Source organism: Colwellia sp. MB02u-14, assembly GCF_014076915.1.
Classification (GTDB): domain Bacteria; phylum Pseudomonadota; class Gammaproteobacteria; order Enterobacterales; family Alteromonadaceae; genus Colwellia_A.
Genome location: NZ_JACGUX010000087.1, coordinates 494,485 through 512,268, shown reverse-complemented (window position 1 = coordinate 512,268; position 17,784 = coordinate 494,485). Strand labels below are relative to the sequence as shown.

Genomic DNA, 17,784 nt, shown 5'->3' with positions numbered 1-17,784 from the left:
TACTAATACATACTGGAGATAAACATAATAATGAAAAATTCTACTATCAAGCGAAGCTTTAATCGCTCATTAGCTGCTGTTGCAGTAGGGGCATGTTTAGCGACATCTCCTATGACATTTGCTGCTAGTAATACTGTTGGTTCTATTTACGGTGAAGCAAAAGTTGGCGCTACCATTACATTTAAAAGTAATGCTACAGGTTTAAGTCGTACATTAACTGCTGATGAAAACGGCAAGTTTAGCTTTAAAAATGTACCTCCAGGACGTTACACGGTTAAAAGTAGTAACGGTGGCACTTCAACGGTAATGGTAACTATTGGTACTGGTTCATCTGTTATATTTTCAGGTGACAATACTGAAATAATTCAAGTAAGAGGTTCTGCAATCTCTGCAATTGATACTAGCTCTGTTGAGTCTTCAGTTGTATTTACTAACGAACAAATTGAATTGCTTCCTGTTGGTCGTAACAGTACAGCAATTGCTTTATTAACTCCTGGTACAGTGCCAGGTGATGACGATTTCGGTAATTTACCTTCATTTGGTGGTTCATCAGTTGCTGAAAATGGTTATTACATTGATGGTTTTGATGTAACTAACATTCGTTCATTCTTAAGTTTTGCAACATTACCGTTTGACGCTATTTCTCAAACAGAAGTTAAAACCGGTGGTTACGGTGCTGAATACGGTCGTTCTTTAGGCGGTGTTACTAACACAGTAACGAAAAGTGGTACTAACGAATGGAAATTTGCTGCAGCAGCTTATTACACGCCAGACTCTTTAAGAACTGATGGTAAAAATACTATCGATTTAGAAGAACCTGATGGCTCATTATTTACGGGCTACAGAGCAGACGATTACAGTGAATCGTTATCTTATAATATCGGTGTTGGCGGTCCAATTATTGAAGATACGCTATTCATTTATGCCAATCTTGAATTTCAAGATAACAAGCGTGACAGTTACAATCGTACTGAAAGTAATGAACGTAGCACAACCAATCCAAATGGCCTAATTAAGCTTGATTGGTATATCAACGATGATCATTTAGTTTCTGGTACATATATTCAGAACGAAGAAGATATCGACCGCGTTTTCTACACTAACGCTGATGACGAATACTACACTGGTAAGCACGGTGAAGAGTCAACTCGATATACCGAAGAAAATGGTGGCGACATCATGATTTTCAACTACTCAGGTCAAATTACTGACGATTTAAGCGTTAGTCTTATGTATGGTGAGTTGGAAAACAGAAACTCGAATAAGAACCCGCGTAACCCTGACGAAGCCGCTGCATTATGTCCAAGAGTTTTTGACACTCGAGGTGATAAATCTTGGGGCGCTAGAGAAGTTTTAGGTTGTTGGAACACAGCACAATCTACAATTCTTGATATAGAACCAAAGTCAGATCGCGACGAACGTACAAGCTATAAAATTGATGTTAGCTACACGTTAGGCGATCACGAGTTCCGTATGGGTTACAACAATGAAGAATTTACTTCATATACCCTTGGTTCACAGTACACTGGTGGTGTTTACTACCGTTACTTTGAGTCAAACGCTGCTACAAGTACAAGTATCAACGGTGTAGAGCAACCAATAGGCACTCAAGCTGTTCGTGTTATTTATAATGATCAAAAATCAGGTAGCTTTAAAGTAGAAAACACAGCTTTCTACATTGAAGACAACTGGCAAATCACTGACGACATTTTGTTATACCTTGGTGTTCGTAATGAAACTTTCACTAACTATGCTGCAAATGGCGAAGTGTTTGTTGAAGCTGACGAGTTAATGGCACCACGCCTTGGTTTTTCTTGGGATGTTGATGGCGATTCAACGAAGAAATTTTACGGTACCTTTGGTCGTTCATACATTCCAATTGCATCAAACACTAACATCCGTGCAACTCGTGAAGAAGCCGGTTCTCAGTACTACTACAAATATGACGATATAGATGCTGCTACCGGTGCTCCAATTGGTTTAGGCGAGAAAATTGGTGGTGGTTACACTGATGATCAAATACCTGATCCTCGTGTAATTGCTGTTTCTGATTTAGATCCTATGTTCCAAGATGAATATATTCTAGGTTACCAACAAGAAGTTATGGAAAACTGGACTGCTGGCGTTAAGTTGATGTACCGTGAAATTCAAGACGGTATGGATGACATGTGTTCACATGATGGATTCTACAACTGGGGTGTTGATCAAGGCTTTGCTATGGCTAATGAAGGCAATGATTGGGAAACTCCAGAAGGTGGCTTCGACGTTCACTCAATGTCAGGTTGTTTATTAGTTAACCCAGGTAAAGATCTTAATTTATTCATTGATACTAATGGTGACGGCGACGTAACTGCTCAAACAGTATCAAATGATTACTTTGATATTCCTGAATATAAACGTACTTACAAAGGTCTTGAACTAACGTTAGAAAGAGCATTTGCTGACGGTTGGTACATGAACGCTTCTTATGTTTACTCTAAGAGTGAAGGTAACATCGAAGGTTATGTAAACTCTACTTTAGGCCAAGAAGATGCGGGCGCGACTCAAGATTTCGATCACAAACGCTTCCAAGATGGTTCTGATGGTTACTTACCTAACGATCGTCGTCATCAGTTTAAAGTTTATGGTGCTTACCAGTTTACTGAAGAGTTAACGGTAACCGCTAATGTTAACCTTATGTCAGGTACACCACAAAGTTGTAACGGTTTCTTACCAACAGATGCTAGAAATGGCGAAGCTGCTTTCTTAGTAGGTGATGGTTCTACATCATTCGATAAAGGTAACTTCGATCGTTACGGCGCTTCAAGTTTTTACTGTGTAAATGAAACTGGTGAATCTGAGCTATCTAGTCGTGGCGATTACGGCGACACTGATTGGACTTATATGGTTGATGCTGGTTTAAGCTACATCCCAAATTGGGCAGATGATCAGTTAACGTTAAAAATTGACGTATTTAACATCTTTGATTTTGATGAAGCTACAGAAGTTAATCAACAGAAAGATTATTCACGTGGTGGCAGCGAAATCAATCCAAACTTTTTAGCGCCTACAAGCTTCCAAGCACCTCGTAGTGTAAGGTTTACAGCTCGCTACAAGTTTTAATCGTTATTAACTCATCTGTAACACTTATGGTGTAACAGTAAAAGTTAACTAACATGTGCAAACGGCCTTGATTCAATGAAAATTGATTCAAGGCCGTTTTTTATGGGCTAATATATTTTATTGCGCTCTAGTTTCCACCGGGTTCACTTTAACGGCCACTTAACCGGTAAAGTATGTATAGATGAAAATATAAGAGGAATGGGCGGTGCATCAACACACTTTATATTTATTACGCCATGGCGAAATTGCTACTCCAGGTATTTTAGCTGGTAAAACTGACATGGCACTTTCTGAAAATGGCTTACAACAGCTATGGAAATCGAGCCAGCAATTACCTGAAATATCTTACTGTATAAGTTCGCCGCTGCAACGTTGCAGAATTTTTGCCGAAGGGTACTCATTAAAAAATAATATTCACCTTCAACTAGATAGTCAGCTTAAAGAAATGGATTTTGGTGATTGGGATGGAAAAAAATATGAAGATTTATGGAAAATAAAGCCAATGGGTAAACAACCTTCCATCGGTGATTTTTGGCAAGACCCTTGGAAAAATAATCCGCCTAATGGCGAAGCAATGATTGATTTTGTTCAACGCGTTGATGCTTGGTGGCAACAATGGTTAGTCACTGCGCCACATGGAAATACTCTAGTTGTCGCACACGGCGGTGTTATTAAACACCTTATTGCACGAATACTGAAACTGCCTATTCCTGGAACAACTCACATGAGTCATATTGATATTCCATATGCGGGCTTAGTGAAAGTTGAGGTTTATACCGATGAACAAGGTAGAGCTTGGCCAAGAATTGTTTGGTAAAAATGTTGACCGTTCGTCTATAATATCAGCTTTAATAGCAATTAAACCTTGCTATTTTTAGCTAGCTGACCATAATCGCGTGATAAAATTAAATAACTCATTTTTAATGTGGGAATGTGGTAAAAATCCACAACTGTACCCGCAACTGTAAAAGCCTTTTAGTGTTTGTTAAACACCATAAAGCTTGAGTCAGGATACCCATTAATTAAGAGTCACAAGTCTATCTAAAGGGTAGGCATAACCAACAAAGTCGAGCGGGTTTACTCGAACATTGTATGCTCGACTCTTGTCTTCTTTTCAAAGACTAAGAGATTGATTGTGCTCTGTTTGTCTGCTCCCAAAGTGCAAATGACGTGGAGTAGCAATTTTTTGAATAGTAGCAACGAGCAATTCTCATCAATACCTCCAGTTAACACTGAATTACTTTCTGTGCAGCATGTTTATTGGCATGCCGACGGCCAGTTAATCTTAGATGATATTTCTTTTGCTATAAATAAAGGCAGCTTTACCGGTATTCTTGGTCCCAATGGTGCGGGGAAATCAAGTCTGCTTCGTTGCTTATATCGCTACATAAAACCTGATTCAGGTTCGGTTAAATTTAAGCAACAAGATATTTGGCAACAATACGACGCTTATCAATATGCACAAGATATTGCTGTGGTCTTACAAGAAACTCCTACCCATTTTAATTTAACCGTGCACGACATTGTTGCGTTGGGTTTACTGCCACATAAAGGTTTATTTACCCGCGAACAACCTAGCGATAAACAAAAGATAGACTGTGCTATTAAGCAAGTGGGTTTAGTCGCTAAAACCTTACAAAATTTTGAACATTTATCTGGTGGCGAGAAGCAACGTGCACTCATTGCTCGCGCGATTGTGCAATCGCCAAGCTTGCTAATCATGGACGAACCAACCAGTCATCTTGATGTTCGTTATCAAATACAGGTTATAGAGTTAGCAAAATCATTAGGTATAACTGTTATTGCCACTTTTCATGACTTAAATCTTGCGAGTGCGATGTGCGACCAACTTATTATATTAGACAAAGGTAAACTTGTTGAGCAAGGAACGCCACAAGAGGTGATCACCTCTGAGATGTTATCAAATGTTTTTGGTGTTTGCGCGCAAGTTTCAACACATACACAACACAAGGTTCCCCATATTTCTTATTTTTACGGCTACGACATTCAAGATATAACAGCACAGAGCAGTGAGTTAACGCATGATTAAAATGAATCATTCGTTGATTATTTTCCTTACCTTAAGTTTTGGCATTATCAGCTTTATTGCGTCGTTATCTTTAGGCGCAGCAGATATTAGTTTTAGTGATGTAACTTCAAGCTTATTAGCGAGCTTCTCAACAGATAAAGACGCACGAGACATCTTGTTTTTTGAACGTATTATTTGGGAATTACGTATGCCTAGGGCGATTTTGGCTTTTTTAGCGGGCAGTGGTTTGGCGGTATCGGGGCTTATTTTACAAACGGTAACGCGAAATCCTTTAGCTGATCCTTATCTTTTTGGTATTTCCTCTGGGGCTTCTTTAGGTGTAGTGATTTCGATTGTTTTACTGGGCAGTACTATTTCTTTGGTCACACCAGTTGCCGCTTTTGCAGGCAGTTTAATTGCGATGTTAATGTTGTTGATGATCGCTGGTCGCCGGCAAAGCCAACAAGTTGAATCGATGTTATTGGCAGGTGTCGCTTTGTCATTCCTGTTTAGCTCGTTTACCAGTTTATTGCTTTACCACACTGATCCCCAGGCGGTAACGGCTGTTTTATTCTGGACGATGGGAAGCTTTTCTCGTGCTGAATGGGCAACACTTTGGTTTCCAGCTGTCGTTATTATTAGCTGTGTGGTGATGATGTTAGCGTATCGACGCCAATTGAATGCCATGTTACTCGGTGATGAAAGCGCAACGACGTTGGGTATAAACGTTAATCGTTTTCGACTCGTTATGTTAGTGCTGAGCTCGTTGATCACCGCAACGTTAGTGTCTTTGTGCGGCGGCATTGGCTTTGTAGGGTTAATGATCCCACATATTGTGCGATTTTTTGTTTCTCAGGGCACTACTTTTGGCATTTTATTAACTGCACTTGTTGGTGGTATTTTCATGATTTGGGTTGATGTACTATCGCGTATTGTACTTGAGAATCAAGAGCTTCCGGTAGGCGTCATTACCTCTGCTGTGGGGAGTTTATTCTTTTTATCCTTGTTGTACTTCCGCAAAAATAAAGCATAAAGGGACGATTGATGAGCTTTGCTATTAAAAAAATAACTAATGAATTTGATGAACATATACAAACAACCCTTGATGGTAAAACTAAGCCACTTGGCGCGTTAGGGCAATTAGAAAATACAGCAAAAATAATAGCGCGTGTGCAGTACTCATCGTTAAATAGTGTTTCATCATCGCTTAAACTCAACAAACCCAGTTTATTGATCTTTGCCGGTGACCATGGTGTGGCAGCCGAAGGTGTTTCCATTGCGCCTAGTGACGTTACTTCACAAATGGTGGCTAATTTTGCTACGGGTGGCGCGGCAATTAATGTTTTTTGTAAACAACTTGGCTGGCAATTAAGCGTGGTTGATACCGGGATATTATCACCGCCAGAAAGTTATTTAGGTGTAATTGACCAGCGTTTAGGGACTATTACTGAGCCATTAAATGTATCGCCAGCAATGAGCGAAGCGCAAGTTGAATTAGGTTTTGAAAAAGCGACGACTTTAATCAAGAAAATGCATAAAAGTGGTTGTAATCTTATTGCTTTTGGCGAAATGGGCATTGGTAATACAACGTCTGCTTCGGCGATTATGTCAGCGGTAATGAATATCACCGCTCAAGAAAGTGTCGGGCGTGGCACCGGCGTAAGTGATGAAGTTATAAAACGAAAGCAGCAGGTTATTGAACAGGCATTAACGCTTCATAAAGATGAACTCAACAACGCTAAAGACATTTTACGGTGCTTAGGTGGTTTTGAAATTGTACAAATTACCGCAGCAATGTTAGCCGCTGCAGAGCAAAAAATGCTAGTTGTTGTTGACGGTTTTATTTGTACAGCAGCAGCCATGCTGGCCATAGCACTTAACAAAAATGTAAAAGACTATATGATATTTGCCCATTGCTCTGGCGAGCAAGGGCACCAAAGCATGCTCGATTATTTACAGGTTAAGCCGTTATTAAATTTAGGTTTACGTTTAGGCGAAGGTACGGGGGCAGCATTAGCTTTACCCTTAATTCAAGCTTCAGCCGCTTTTTATAATGATATGGCAAGCTTTGCTCAAGCTGAAGTCACTGATGTAACCGATATTAAAACGAGTGGGGTTGAACATTAAATGACTAAGCAATCACTTGGGCAACAATGCCAACAGCAATATTATTTATTGTTACTGGCATTGAGTTTTTTTACTCGTATACCGGTACGTTTACCTGAGGTTGTTAAACCTGAGATGCTGCATCAAGCGAGTCGATATTTTGCCTTGATTGGTGTGTTTATTGGCGCGGTCACTGCCTTAATTTTAGTGCTGTTGGCGAGTTTCCTACCACTTTCTTTAGCGGTACTCATTTCAATGGCATGTAGTTTATTACTCTCTGGGGCTTTTCACGAAGATGGTTGGGCTGATGTGTGGGATGGATTTGGCGGTGGCTGGACCGTCGAACAAAAACTCAATATTATGAAAGATAGCCGTTTAGGCACTTATGGTGCAGCAAGCCTGTTTTTTATTTTAATGACTAAATATCAAAGCTTAGTTTTATTAGGCACGCACAACGAAAACCCGGTGCTATCCCTCTCATTCGCATTAGTTTTAGCACATACCTTGAGTCGAACGGTAAGTACGAGTCTAATTTTTAGCATGTCTTATGTTAGCGAAGATGCACAGTCAAAGGTAAAACCTTTAGCGCAACATTTATCAATAAAGGGGTTAACTATTTTATTAATAACTGGCGCAGTTGTGCTATTTACCTTCTTACCGCTCTTACACGCCTTTGTGATGATTGTGTGCTTATGGATAATACGCATTTTACTTATCTTATGGTTTAATCGTCAGTTAGGCGGTTTTACCGGCGATTGTTTAGGGGCAGCGCAACAAATTTTAGAAGTTGCTGTTTATATTATCTTGTTGGTATTAGTTTTACCTTCAACAGTATTTTTAGCTGAGGTGCGCTAATGAGCAATACTAACTTTAGCTGCCCGCCTTTAAGCCATAACAACGAGAACAACCTGTATTTTATTTTAGGTGGCGCGCGCTCTGGAAAATCTCGCTTAGCTGAAAATATAGCGAAACAAGCTGAGTCACAAGGGCGAACTATTTGTTATATCGCTACAGCACAAGCTCATGATAAAGAAATGAGCCAGCGTATTTTACGCCACCAAGATGATCGTCCCGACCATTGGTCCTTACTTGAATCACCACTGTATTTAGCCCAAGCGCTTACACAAGCATTACAGGAAAGTGATTGTGTTTTAGTTGATTGTTTAACACTGTGGTTAAGTAATTGTTTGTGTCATCAAGATAATGACTTTTATAAACAACAAAAAGCAATGTTCATCGACTTTTTAAAAAACTTCCTTAGCGATAAAAGCCCTTATAAAGCGAAAAAGCTTATTTTTGTCAGTAATGAAGTGGGCCACGGTATAGTGCCTATGGGTGAATTGTCTCGAGAGTTTGTTGACCAAGCGGGTTGGTTGCATCAAGAGCTTGCCCAATTAGCCGATCAAGTTGATTTTGTTATGGCGGGATTACCCATGACATTGAAAGCTAACATTTCGCAGCATAACGTAGTGGATGAAAAAGACGTATGAAAACATTAATGGTGCAAGGCACAACGTCTGATGCAGGAAAGAGTACTTTAGTTGCGGGTTTATGCCGAGTATTTGTAAATTTAGGTTATAAAGTTGCACCGTTTAAGCCACAAAATATGGCGTTAAATAGTGCCGTTACTAGCGATGGTGGCGAAATTGGCCGTGCGCAAGCACTTCAGGCTATTGCGGCGAATGTTGCGCCACGTGTTGATTTTAATCCAATATTACTTAAACCCAATAGTGATACAGGTGCACAAGTTATTGTTCATGGGCGAGCAATATCGAATATGGAAGCCACTAGTTATCACGATTATAAAAAAGTAGCGATGGACGCGGTACTCGATTCTCATCATCGCTTAGCTAAAGAGTTTGAGCTGTTAATGGTTGAAGGTGCAGGTAGCCCCGCTGAGATAAATTTACGGGAAAATGATATTGCCAATATGGGCTATGCTGAAGCCGTTGATTGTCCTGTTATTCTTGTCGCTGATATTGACCGAGGGGGTGTTTTTGCGCACCTAGTGGGAACCTTAGAATTATTATCAGCTTCTGAACAAAATCGTGTTAAAGGCTTTATTATTAATCGCTTTCGTGGAGACATTACATTATTAACATCAGGGCTTGATTGGCTGGAAGAAAAAACCGGCAAACCCGTTCTGGGCGTATTACCTTATTTACATGACTTAGCCCTTGATGCTGAAGATGCTGTCGTGATTGAAAACAAGGTTGAACAAGCAAAAATAAACATTGTTGTGCCGTTATTGCCTCATATTAGTAACCATACTGATTTTGACACTTTGCGCTTAAACCCCGAAATAAATTTACGTTATGTCAAAATAGGCGAACGTATCACAGATTGTGACTTAGTTATTTTACCTGGCAGTAAAAATGTAATATCTGATCTTAAGTTTTTTAAAGAGCAAGGTTGGCAACGTGATGTTGAGCGTCACTTACGTTATGGTGGAAAGGTCTTTGGCATTTGTGGTGGTTATCAAATGTTAGGAAAAACCATCAGCGATCCCCACGGTATTGAGTCAAATATTAAGTCGATAACAGGGCTAGGTTTACTTGATCTTGTTACGGAGTTAACCCCCAAAAAAATATTAGCACAAATAACGGCTACCATGACGTTAGGTAATGATAGTTGCCTTGTTAAAGGTTATGAAATTCATTGTGGTATTTCTAAGGTTATGATAAATCAGGAGAAAATGGTGGTGCCACTCCTTGTTAATAAAAGTGATAATCAAGCAACTGATGGCTGTATTTCAGATGACAACAAAATAGCAGGCACCTACCTGCACGGTATTTTCGATGAAGGCGATGCAACACAATTATTAGTTAATTGGCTCGACAGTAATAATGACATTCAACAGACTATTCATCTTGATGAGCATCGAGAGCATCAGCTTGAACGGTTGGCTGATGTTTGCCAAAAACACTTAAAAATATCAGTCATCGAAGATATTATAAAAGACAGTAAAAGGACCAAAGCATAGCATAGCGGTGAAAAACGCATATTCAACAAACATAAAAGGCTAAATAACATGACCAAAAGATTTTTATCGCTGACCCTGGTAAGTTTATTATTAATAGTAATAACCGCTAAAAGCTTTGCTGAAGAACCTAAGCAGCGCATAGTCGCCTTAGCGCCACACATCGTTGAAATGCTATTTGATATTGGCGCAGGTAAAAAAATTGTTGGTACTGTTTCTTACGCTGACTACCCAAAAGCGGCATTAGATATTCCACGTGTGGGTAGCTACCACGGCATGCAAATAGAAAAATTGTTGGCATTAAATCCTGATTTAGTGATTGTTTGGAAGTCAGGTAATTCGCAAAGTGATATTGATAAAATGCATCGTTTAGGCCTAAATGTCGTTTTTAGCAACCCTAAAGATATCGATGATGTTGCCACCGAACTGCGTTATTTTGGCAAATTAACGGGACACAAAGAGCAAGCGGAAACGGTCGCTTTAGCCTATGAACAACGGTTAAAAAAGTTACGTCTTGAAAATATAAACAAACAACCGATAACTGTTTTTTATCAATTGTGGTCAGAGCCGATGATGACTATTAATGGCACAACATGGATAAATCAATTAATTGAAGTGTGCCAAGGGGTAAATGTTTTTAAAAGTAATGCTACACCGTACCCTAAAATAAGTACGGAGAATGTGATTGTTGCTCAGCCACACTTAATGATTTTACCGGATGAAAATTCGGATAAGCCACAACCTATTATTAACTGGCAAAAATGGCCAGAAATACCCGCAGTGAAAAACAATAAGTTTATTCACGTGGATGCAGATTTATTACATAGATTTAGTACCAGAATGTTAAGCGGTGTTGAAGATATGTGTGAAAAAATTGATCAGCAAAGATGGCCCTTAATTTAAGTCCACTATGCTGTTATTACACGATCAGGTCTTGATGAATTAAACTTTCATATTACATCGAGCTAGCGAGTACTATCACCGCAGGTTATTCATCTTAAATGGCAAAGTGATACAACAAAAAGTATCTGCTGAGTTTAGCTACTGTATTAGTTCTGCAGACGTAATTGCTATGACTGTATTATAAGGTTCAACTAGTTATTGGTAGGCTTACAGCAAGAGACACGTGATATAACGTTAAATAAGGTCGTTCTCGAAGTAAGACGGGTGAATGCAGTTAAACCATTTAATATGGTGCGTTAACTAACACTTAATATAGTAATGATGAGATAAAATTAGCCAGTGAAAATAAAATAGATAAGGCTAAGCTTAACGATGAAGCTAGCGTAATTCCCACAGATAACGTAATTAAAATACCTTGGCGGTATTAACAATTATTGCTGATTGAGTTTTGTTGACTAAAATGATTATTAATTTTTTAGGTTTTATCAACTTATAGCCATATGATAATAAAGGCAGTATAACCAAATGCGATAAACTTACTCGGTATAGTACAGAGTAAAAATAAAAAAAGGGCACTTAAGTATGTGCCCTAAATCAAATTATTTTTTAATGTCTTATTTTTAAGCAAATCTTATTCAATAAAGGCAATGGCAGATGGGTTTAATTCTGTTGCAAGTCTTGGAAATGCTTTAAGGTTAGTTTCAGTATTTATAACATCAACGCCTGGCTTCTCTGGATTACTTACGCTAAGCCAAAGAAAGTTTGCAGCATCTAAAGCAATATAGCTAATTTGTTCAGTACCCGTAGCGGCTATCTTTTCATTAGCAATAACACCCGTTGTTGGGTTAAAGGTATATACCGTTGAAAGCTCATAATAACTTGGCGTAAAAAATGTTTCACTGGCAACAAAATAGCCTTTTGTTTCGGATACAACGACGCTTGAACCAATAAAAGCACCGGTATTATTTTCAATATCTGCAGCAGACAAAACACTGCTCAAGTTATAATCACTTGTTGCAATCGCTTCGATGCGACTCATAGTTAAGTCAGTACTGGTATATGAGTTACGTGTTGTAACATATACCGTATCTCCTTGACTCACTATACTATGGCTCAGTGGGTTTAAGCCTTGAAGCGGAATACCTTTAAGATTATCATTTTCATTAGCATTTGTTTCAATTTCTTGGTCTGTCGCTGTATCAAAAACGGCTACATAAGCGGTGTTTGGTGAAAAAGAGTCTGATAAACGTTGCATAACAATAAACAGTTTACCGTCAGCAATTGTCGCTGAGGCAGGGTTTGGTGTGCCATTACTATTGTTATCAGCGATGTAGCTAGATAGATCTAATTGACCCAATTTGAAATCTTCAAATTGTGTTGCCTGAGGATTAACAATCCAAACTTTGTCTGAACCGTAACGTAAAAGATAAGCTTTGCTTTCATTGACCGACACTAAGTCATAGGGATTTCGAGTATTTGAATCACCAGTATCTTGGGTTGTATATGACCAAACTTCTGTATCAAGGGCATCAGCATTATATTTTGAGATAGAATCAATGTTATAACGGCCAAGGTGAAAAACGTCTTTATTGTAGCTACGAACAGTATAGTCAGAGGCATCTTTAATATAATAGCCTTTGGTGACTTGCTCTGTAATTGGGTCTAAGGTCACAACTTCAGAGCCTGAAAAATCAGGTGCGACTGTTTGAACAACCGCGAACGATGGTGTGTCTTTCACATCACCTACACTTACTTGAATAGCCAATTCTCCCGTTAAGTTCTTTTTACTGTCATCCGTTGCAACAATTGTGATGGCGAAAGGACCGACTTCACCGCTGTCAAAATCAGGAGCATCCATAAAGCTTAATTCACCACTTTGTGTGATGCTAAATAAACCACTTGAATCACCCGTAAGTGAAAGTACTATAGCGTCTCCATCGGCATCAGTAGCACTATAGGTGCCAACAGCGGTTGTGTTTTCTTCTATCGTTGGGCTACTTGCGCCGGTAACTATGGGTGCGACATTACTTTTTGAACTTCCGCCACAGCCTGCAAGAGCAACAGTGCCCAGTACTAAACTTAATGGTAATATGTGTTTTTTAAAGCGAGTTAACATTTAAAATCCCTTAATGGTGTATTTTATTTTTAAGCTGCGACCCTGCGATGTTCTATTTGCAAGATCTTGGTATTTATCGTTAAATAAATTATTGGCGGCAAAAGATATTCTATGTTTGCCTTTTTTCCAGTTGACTGAAAAATCTGATACGGTGCGGTTGGCTGGATTACCATTACCTATATGACCGTTATTATTTTGAATTCTGTTAATGAGATTGAAGTACAAGTCTTTATCTTTACTGACTTTAAATGACATGTTCCATGCGGAATTTACCTTGTATTTCAACGCTACGCTGTACTGTTGATGATATATACCCGGTAGTTTCTTCTTATTAAATGCGACAAATTTTGATGTGGTTTCACTGTCTATAATATTGGCTTGTAGCGCGAAAGATAATTGTGTTAATAATTGATAATTTGTTTGAATTTCAATGCCTAACAAGTCTGCATTACTGACATTTCTATAGCTACCGACATTACTTGAATTAAAAATGGCGACAATTGAATTTTCTAATTTTTGTTGGTAAATAGATGAAGATATAGACAGATTTTTGTAAAGGTATTGCCCGCCCATTGAGAGTGTTTTTGCTTCTTCTGGCAATAAATTATCATTACCCTTAAAGGAGCCTCTATCACCAAATAATTCGTACAATGTCGGTGTTCTTACACCATTACTTAAGTTACTGGTAACTTTTAAATTACCTTGTTTAAAGCTTAACCCGACTTCAGTTGTTTGATAATTATCATTGGCTACAAACTTAGCTGCACTGGAATGATTAATCGCTATGTTTGAGTTTTTCTCTTGTAGGTTACTGAACAATGTATACACTTCTATGGGGAGTGACTCGGGTTGCCACTCGATGCGGGAGCCTATGTTGAGTTGTTCTTGTTTTGCTGAAATATCACATGACGCTATACCATTACATTGTGTTGGTTTTCCGTTGTGTTCGCTAACAGAGCTGAAATTTTGTTTATTAAAACTGACAAATGGCAATAGATTAAAGTCTTTCCATGTAAGGTAAGGTTTAAAGCCGATATGTTTTTTTGTTGTTTCATAATCATTGATATCAAGTTTTATCGAGTCGGGACTTGAAATATAACGCTCATCTTTATTTTCAGCGTAGGCTTCAAATTCAATTGAATTTAGCCAGGGTGATTTGCTTAACCATTGATGTTGATAGCTATAGCGTAAGTTTTCAGAGCTTAACGTCGAATTGTTTTCAGGGGAGTTGTTTTGGTAATTAGGCAGTGCTTTATCTTGATCGTTATATTGTACATTGACTCTGATCTGATGTTGATTAAATTGGAATATGTTGTTTATAAAAAAAGACTTTTTTGTAAACTCATTATTTCTTAATGCTTGCCTATCAGGCGTATCACTATTACTAAAGCCCGCAGGAACGATAAAATCGTAATCGTTGTCACTGTTAATATAATGACCACCAAAAGACAGGCTGTGAGTTTTAAATGCTTTATTATAAAGCGCATTAACTTCTTGATAGCCAAAGGAGCCCATGGCCAGGGTTAATTTACTCGAGTCTTCAGTGGGGTTATAAGTGTTAATGCGAATGACTCCACCGATAGGGGTAGCGCCAGTACCAATCGCTTGGTTTTTACTGATTTCAATACTTTCTATTTGTTCAGTGGGTATTTGGTTTAAATCAAAACCACCGAATTGACTATCGTTAATAAGTTGACCATCAATATAAAGTTGTACCTGCTTACTGCTCGACCCTCTAATTGAAATAGATACAGGGTTACCAATACCACTTATTTCCCGAATTTGAATGCCATTTATCGACTGTAAAATATCAGCAAGCGTTTGCGATGAGTATATAAAGCTTTCGCGATGTAATACTTGATAATTAGGTGTATTAAATGACTGGTCATTAACAACTTCAATGACTTCTATATCATTACTTAACACAACTTCTGCTTGCGCAAGTGCAGGCATCACGATGGAAATAATAACAAATGTATAACGTAAATAAGAAAACATAACACCTCAAAAAATTTTGAGGGAGGTACGGAAGGGTTATAACAAATAGCTATTGCTAATGTCATTAGATTTCCGTAGCGCCCACCGCACTGCAAGTCATTTGATATTGTTTAGGCCGGTCTCCGGGCTTAACTTCACGTAGCGTAAAGTATTACCGTTGCGGGGGCAGCGTTAGAATTATGCATTGCATGTACTAACTTCCCGATTATCTCTAATTCATACCTTGTTAAAGTATAAGTGTTGAGCACCTAATCAATTTTAAGGCGCTATTCTGAGTTGATTGATATAGCTTGTCAATAGTTAGAGTATTAAATCTATAGTTTATGGCTAGTTAGCTCTAATCGTTTGACTGGTTTTAAAGCAACGTCATTTACTCTTTATTTTGATCCAGCCCTTTAAGTTCAGACGTAAACCATGACCTATCATCAGAAAACTTTGTTGTCAGACTATTTTATCTGATGGCATTAACGATGATCTGGCGAGGAATTTTTTGAAGTTACTGAGATTTTAGTTACGGGAAGTTATTCTTTTTAATTAATAACGAGTCGTTTAATGACAACCGATAAAACCTAGGCTCTGCTGTAGATTTTTATTGTCTATTTTAATCTCTATTAATTTTATCTAGGCTGTTTAATGGTGAGTTTGGCTAGTCATTATCAGCGATAATAGTCATTGTTATTTATTCGATATATCCACTGATTTTAAGGTTAATTTTTCAATAATATTAGCGAGCTGATTTTTTTCTTCAACACTCAAAACAGACAATAATTCTTCTTCACGTTGTAAAGCCATCGGTATTAATTGTTGATAAATAGCTAAGCCATGCGCTGTTAGTTTTAACAATGAAGATCGTTTATCGCTTTTATCAGTATTTTTAACTAACAAGCCTTGGGTCTGCATTTTTGCTATTGCGCGGCTTGCTGGCATTTTTTCTAAATTTGTTTGCTCGCCTATTTGCTTTGCTGATAGCAACTCTCCGTTACCTAAACTGGCTAAAACACGCCATTGTTGACGAGAAAGTTCAAACCTTCCTGTATAAATTTCAGCAATATTATCACTCACTTTTGCTTGTAGTTGAGTGAGCTGATAAGGAAAAAATTCTGTTAAGTGTAAGCTTTTCATCGTCTATGTATTCTCAGCTAATCTTGTGAAGGTGTATCGTTATCCACTCTAAATAATTCTGCATTCAAGTGATGTTTTTTCAATAGTTTATAGAACTCTGTACGATTCCGCTGTGCTATTTTGGCTGCTTGTGAAACATTACCTTCGGTAGTCTTTAATAATTTGGCTAAGTAGTCGCGCTCGAATTTTTCTCTCGCTTCTTGAAAAGAAGGCAGCTGTGCACTTTGAGTACGCAATGCATTATTAATTAAGCTTTCACTGATTAATGGCTCTGTTGATAAAGCGACACATTGCTCAACGACATTTTGTAATTGTCTAATATTTCCTGGCCAGTCAGCCCTGATTAAAACTTCCATCGCTTCTTGGCAGAAACCATTAATTTTATGAGACGTATTTTCGATCGCTACACTTAAAAAGTGCTGGGCAAGTAAAGGAATATCTTCACGGCGCTCAGCGAGTGTTGGTAAGGTGAGTTCAACCACATTTAAGCGGTAATAAAGATCTTCACGAAAGCTTTTATCAATAATGGCTTCTTGAAGGTTTTTATGGGTTGCAGCAATAATACGTACATCAACTTTTATTGATTGTGTACTCCCGACCGGGCGAACTTCTTTTTCCTGCAGAGCTCGTAATAATTTCACTTGAAAGCTCATTGGCATATCACCCACTTCATCAAGAAATAAAGTGCCGCCATCGGTTGACTGAAAAAGTCCTTGGTGGTTTTTATCAGCGCCAGTAAAAGCGCCTTTGCAATGACCAAATAACTCTGACTCTAACAATTGTTCGGGTATGGCCGCACAGTTAATGGCGGTGAATTTTTTACTGTTACGCTTGCTTGCTAAGTGAACCGCTTTCGCTAATAATTCTTTACCGGTTCCGCTTGCGCTATGGATCAATAGACTAAAATCACTTTGAGCAACCTGATAGGTTTGCTGTAATAATGACGACATCACAGCGCTGCGACTAATTATCTTTTTACGCCAAATGTCAGCTTTTGCATTGGTATTGTGCGCACTATTTTGTGGTTGTAAACGTATGGCTTCTTGTACAGTTGATAACAGCTCTTGGCTTTCAAAAGGTTTGGTTAAAAAGCTAAAAACCCCTTGTTTTGTCGCACTAATAGCATCAGGAATAGTACCGTGGGCGGTCATAATGATGACAGGTAAATTGGGTTGTTGTTGACGAATTATTTCGAAAAGTGCCATACCGTCCATGCCTTCCATGCGCAGATCGCTGATCACTAATTGTGGAGGAAAAGTTTCTAATATGCCTAATGCCATTTTGGCACTACTTGCTGACTCGATTTGATAACCTGCCGCTGATAGCCGAATACCCAGTAATCTTAATAAGCTGGGATCGTCATCAACAAGCAGTATCTTCTCGCGTTGTTTTTCATCGATTTTTTTGTGATTATTGGTTAAAACCATC

The 17,784-nt window shown here is 38.5% G+C and carries 13 protein-coding genes and 2 riboswitches; of the genes, 9 read left to right on the top strand and 4 right to left on the bottom strand.

Annotated features, from left to right (window positions below):
* Positions 1-30 precede the first annotated feature (30 nt).
* From H4J52_RS18625 to H4J52_RS18585, 9 genes are all read left to right on the top strand, one after another.
* Positions 31-3,102: a TonB-dependent receptor gene (locus H4J52_RS18625; protein ID WP_182181769.1), complete on the top strand. Its 3,072-nt coding sequence runs from the start codon at positions 31-33 to the stop codon at positions 3,100-3,102.
* Between the two features lie 205 nt (positions 3,103-3,307).
* Positions 3,308-3,919, top strand: a complete 612-nt coding sequence (locus tag H4J52_RS18620; RefSeq protein ID WP_182181770.1) for a histidine phosphatase family protein — start codon at positions 3,308-3,310, stop codon at positions 3,917-3,919.
* Between the two features lie 63 nt (positions 3,920-3,982).
* Positions 3,983-4,140: riboswitch (cobalamin riboswitch) on the top strand.
* Positions 4,141-4,267: 127 nt separating this feature from the next.
* Positions 4,268-5,152, top strand: coding sequence for an ABC transporter ATP-binding protein (locus H4J52_RS18615; RefSeq protein WP_182181771.1), 885 nt, complete (start codon positions 4,268-4,270; stop codon positions 5,150-5,152).
* Positions 5,145-6,164 (top strand): iron ABC transporter permease, encoded by a 1,020-nt coding sequence (locus H4J52_RS18610; RefSeq protein WP_182181772.1) that lies wholly within the window; start codon positions 5,145-5,147, stop codon positions 6,162-6,164. The genes H4J52_RS18615 and H4J52_RS18610 overlap by 8 nt, the downstream gene beginning before the upstream one ends.
* Positions 6,161-7,258, top strand: a complete 1,098-nt coding sequence (gene cobT / locus H4J52_RS18605) for a nicotinate-nucleotide--dimethylbenzimidazole phosphoribosyltransferase (protein WP_404851963.1) — start codon at positions 6,161-6,163, stop codon at positions 7,256-7,258. The genes H4J52_RS18610 and cobT overlap by 4 nt, the downstream gene beginning before the upstream one ends.
* Positions 7,259-8,092, top strand: coding sequence for an adenosylcobinamide-GDP ribazoletransferase (locus tag H4J52_RS18600; protein WP_182225369.1), 834 nt, complete (start codon positions 7,259-7,261; stop codon positions 8,090-8,092).
* A complete protein-coding gene (gene cobU / locus H4J52_RS18595; protein ID WP_182181775.1) occupies positions 8,092-8,727 on the top strand; it encodes a bifunctional adenosylcobinamide kinase/adenosylcobinamide-phosphate guanylyltransferase in 636 nt (211 codons plus the stop codon). The genes H4J52_RS18600 and cobU overlap by 1 nt, the downstream gene beginning before the upstream one ends.
* Positions 8,724-10,220, top strand: a complete 1,497-nt coding sequence (locus H4J52_RS18590) for a cobyric acid synthase (RefSeq protein ID WP_182225368.1) — start codon at positions 8,724-8,726, stop codon at positions 10,218-10,220. Before cobU ends, H4J52_RS18590 begins: the two co-directional genes overlap by 4 nt.
* Positions 10,221-10,268: 48 nt before the next feature.
* Complete coding sequence (locus H4J52_RS18585; protein ID WP_182181777.1) at positions 10,269-11,120, top strand: cobalamin-binding protein; 852 nt, start codon at positions 10,269-10,271, stop codon at positions 11,118-11,120.
* Between the two features lie 631 nt (positions 11,121-11,751).
* Here H4J52_RS18585 and H4J52_RS18580 read toward each other — a convergent pair.
* From H4J52_RS18580 to H4J52_RS18565, 4 genes are all read right to left on the bottom strand, one after another.
* Positions 11,752-13,236 carry a cadherin repeat domain-containing protein gene (locus tag H4J52_RS18580; protein ID WP_182181778.1) on the bottom strand — a complete coding sequence of 495 codons (1,485 nt, stop codon included), beginning with the start codon at positions 13,234-13,236 and terminating at the stop codon, positions 11,752-11,754.
* On the bottom strand, positions 13,237-15,234 hold the full coding sequence (locus H4J52_RS18575) for a TonB-dependent receptor (protein ID WP_182181779.1): 1,998 nt from the start codon (positions 15,232-15,234) through the stop codon (positions 13,237-13,239).
* A gap of 95 nt (positions 15,235-15,329) precedes the next feature.
* Positions 15,330-15,501: riboswitch (cobalamin riboswitch) on the bottom strand.
* A 408-nt stretch (positions 15,502-15,909) separates the two neighbouring features.
* Positions 15,910-16,356, bottom strand: a complete 447-nt coding sequence (locus tag H4J52_RS18570; protein WP_182181780.1) for a MarR family winged helix-turn-helix transcriptional regulator — start codon at positions 16,354-16,356, stop codon at positions 15,910-15,912.
* A 17-nt stretch (positions 16,357-16,373) separates the two neighbouring features.
* Positions 16,374-17,783, bottom strand: a complete 1,410-nt coding sequence (locus H4J52_RS18565; RefSeq protein ID WP_182181781.1) for a sigma 54-interacting transcriptional regulator — start codon at positions 17,781-17,783, stop codon at positions 16,374-16,376.
* Between the last annotated feature and the right edge of the window lies 1 nt (position 17,784).

Bases quoted from the DNA above. Each gene is read 5' to 3' on its own strand.
- H4J52_RS18625 (WP_182181769.1), top strand. From the start codon at position 31: ATGAAAAATTCTACTATCAAGCGAAGCTTTAATCGCTCATTAGCTGCT.
- H4J52_RS18590 (WP_182225368.1), top strand. From the start codon at position 8,724: ATGAAAACATTAATGGTGCAAGGCACAACGTCTGATGCAGGAAAGAGT.
- H4J52_RS18570 (WP_182181780.1), bottom strand. From the start codon at position 16,356: ATGAAAAGCTTACACTTAACAGAATTTTTTCCTTATCAGCTCACTCAA.
- H4J52_RS18615 (WP_182181771.1), top strand. From the start codon at position 4,268: ATGACGTGGAGTAGCAATTTTTTGAATAGTAGCAACGAGCAATTCTCA.
- H4J52_RS18575 (WP_182181779.1), bottom strand. From the start codon at position 15,234: ATGTTTTCTTATTTACGTTATACATTTGTTATTATTTCCATCGTGATG.
- H4J52_RS18585 (WP_182181777.1), top strand. From the start codon at position 10,269: ATGACCAAAAGATTTTTATCGCTGACCCTGGTAAGTTTATTATTAATA.
- cobU (WP_182181775.1), top strand. From the start codon at position 8,092: ATGAGCAATACTAACTTTAGCTGCCCGCCTTTAAGCCATAACAACGAG.
- H4J52_RS18580 (WP_182181778.1), bottom strand. From the start codon at position 13,236: ATGTTAACTCGCTTTAAAAAACACATATTACCATTAAGTTTAGTACTG.
- H4J52_RS18600 (WP_182225369.1), top strand. From the start codon at position 7,259: ATGACTAAGCAATCACTTGGGCAACAATGCCAACAGCAATATTATTTA.
- H4J52_RS18610 (WP_182181772.1), top strand. From the start codon at position 5,145: ATGATTAAAATGAATCATTCGTTGATTATTTTCCTTACCTTAAGTTTT.
- H4J52_RS18565 (WP_182181781.1), bottom strand. From the start codon at position 17,783: ATGGTTTTAACCAATAATCACAAAAAAATCGATGAAAAACAACGCGAG.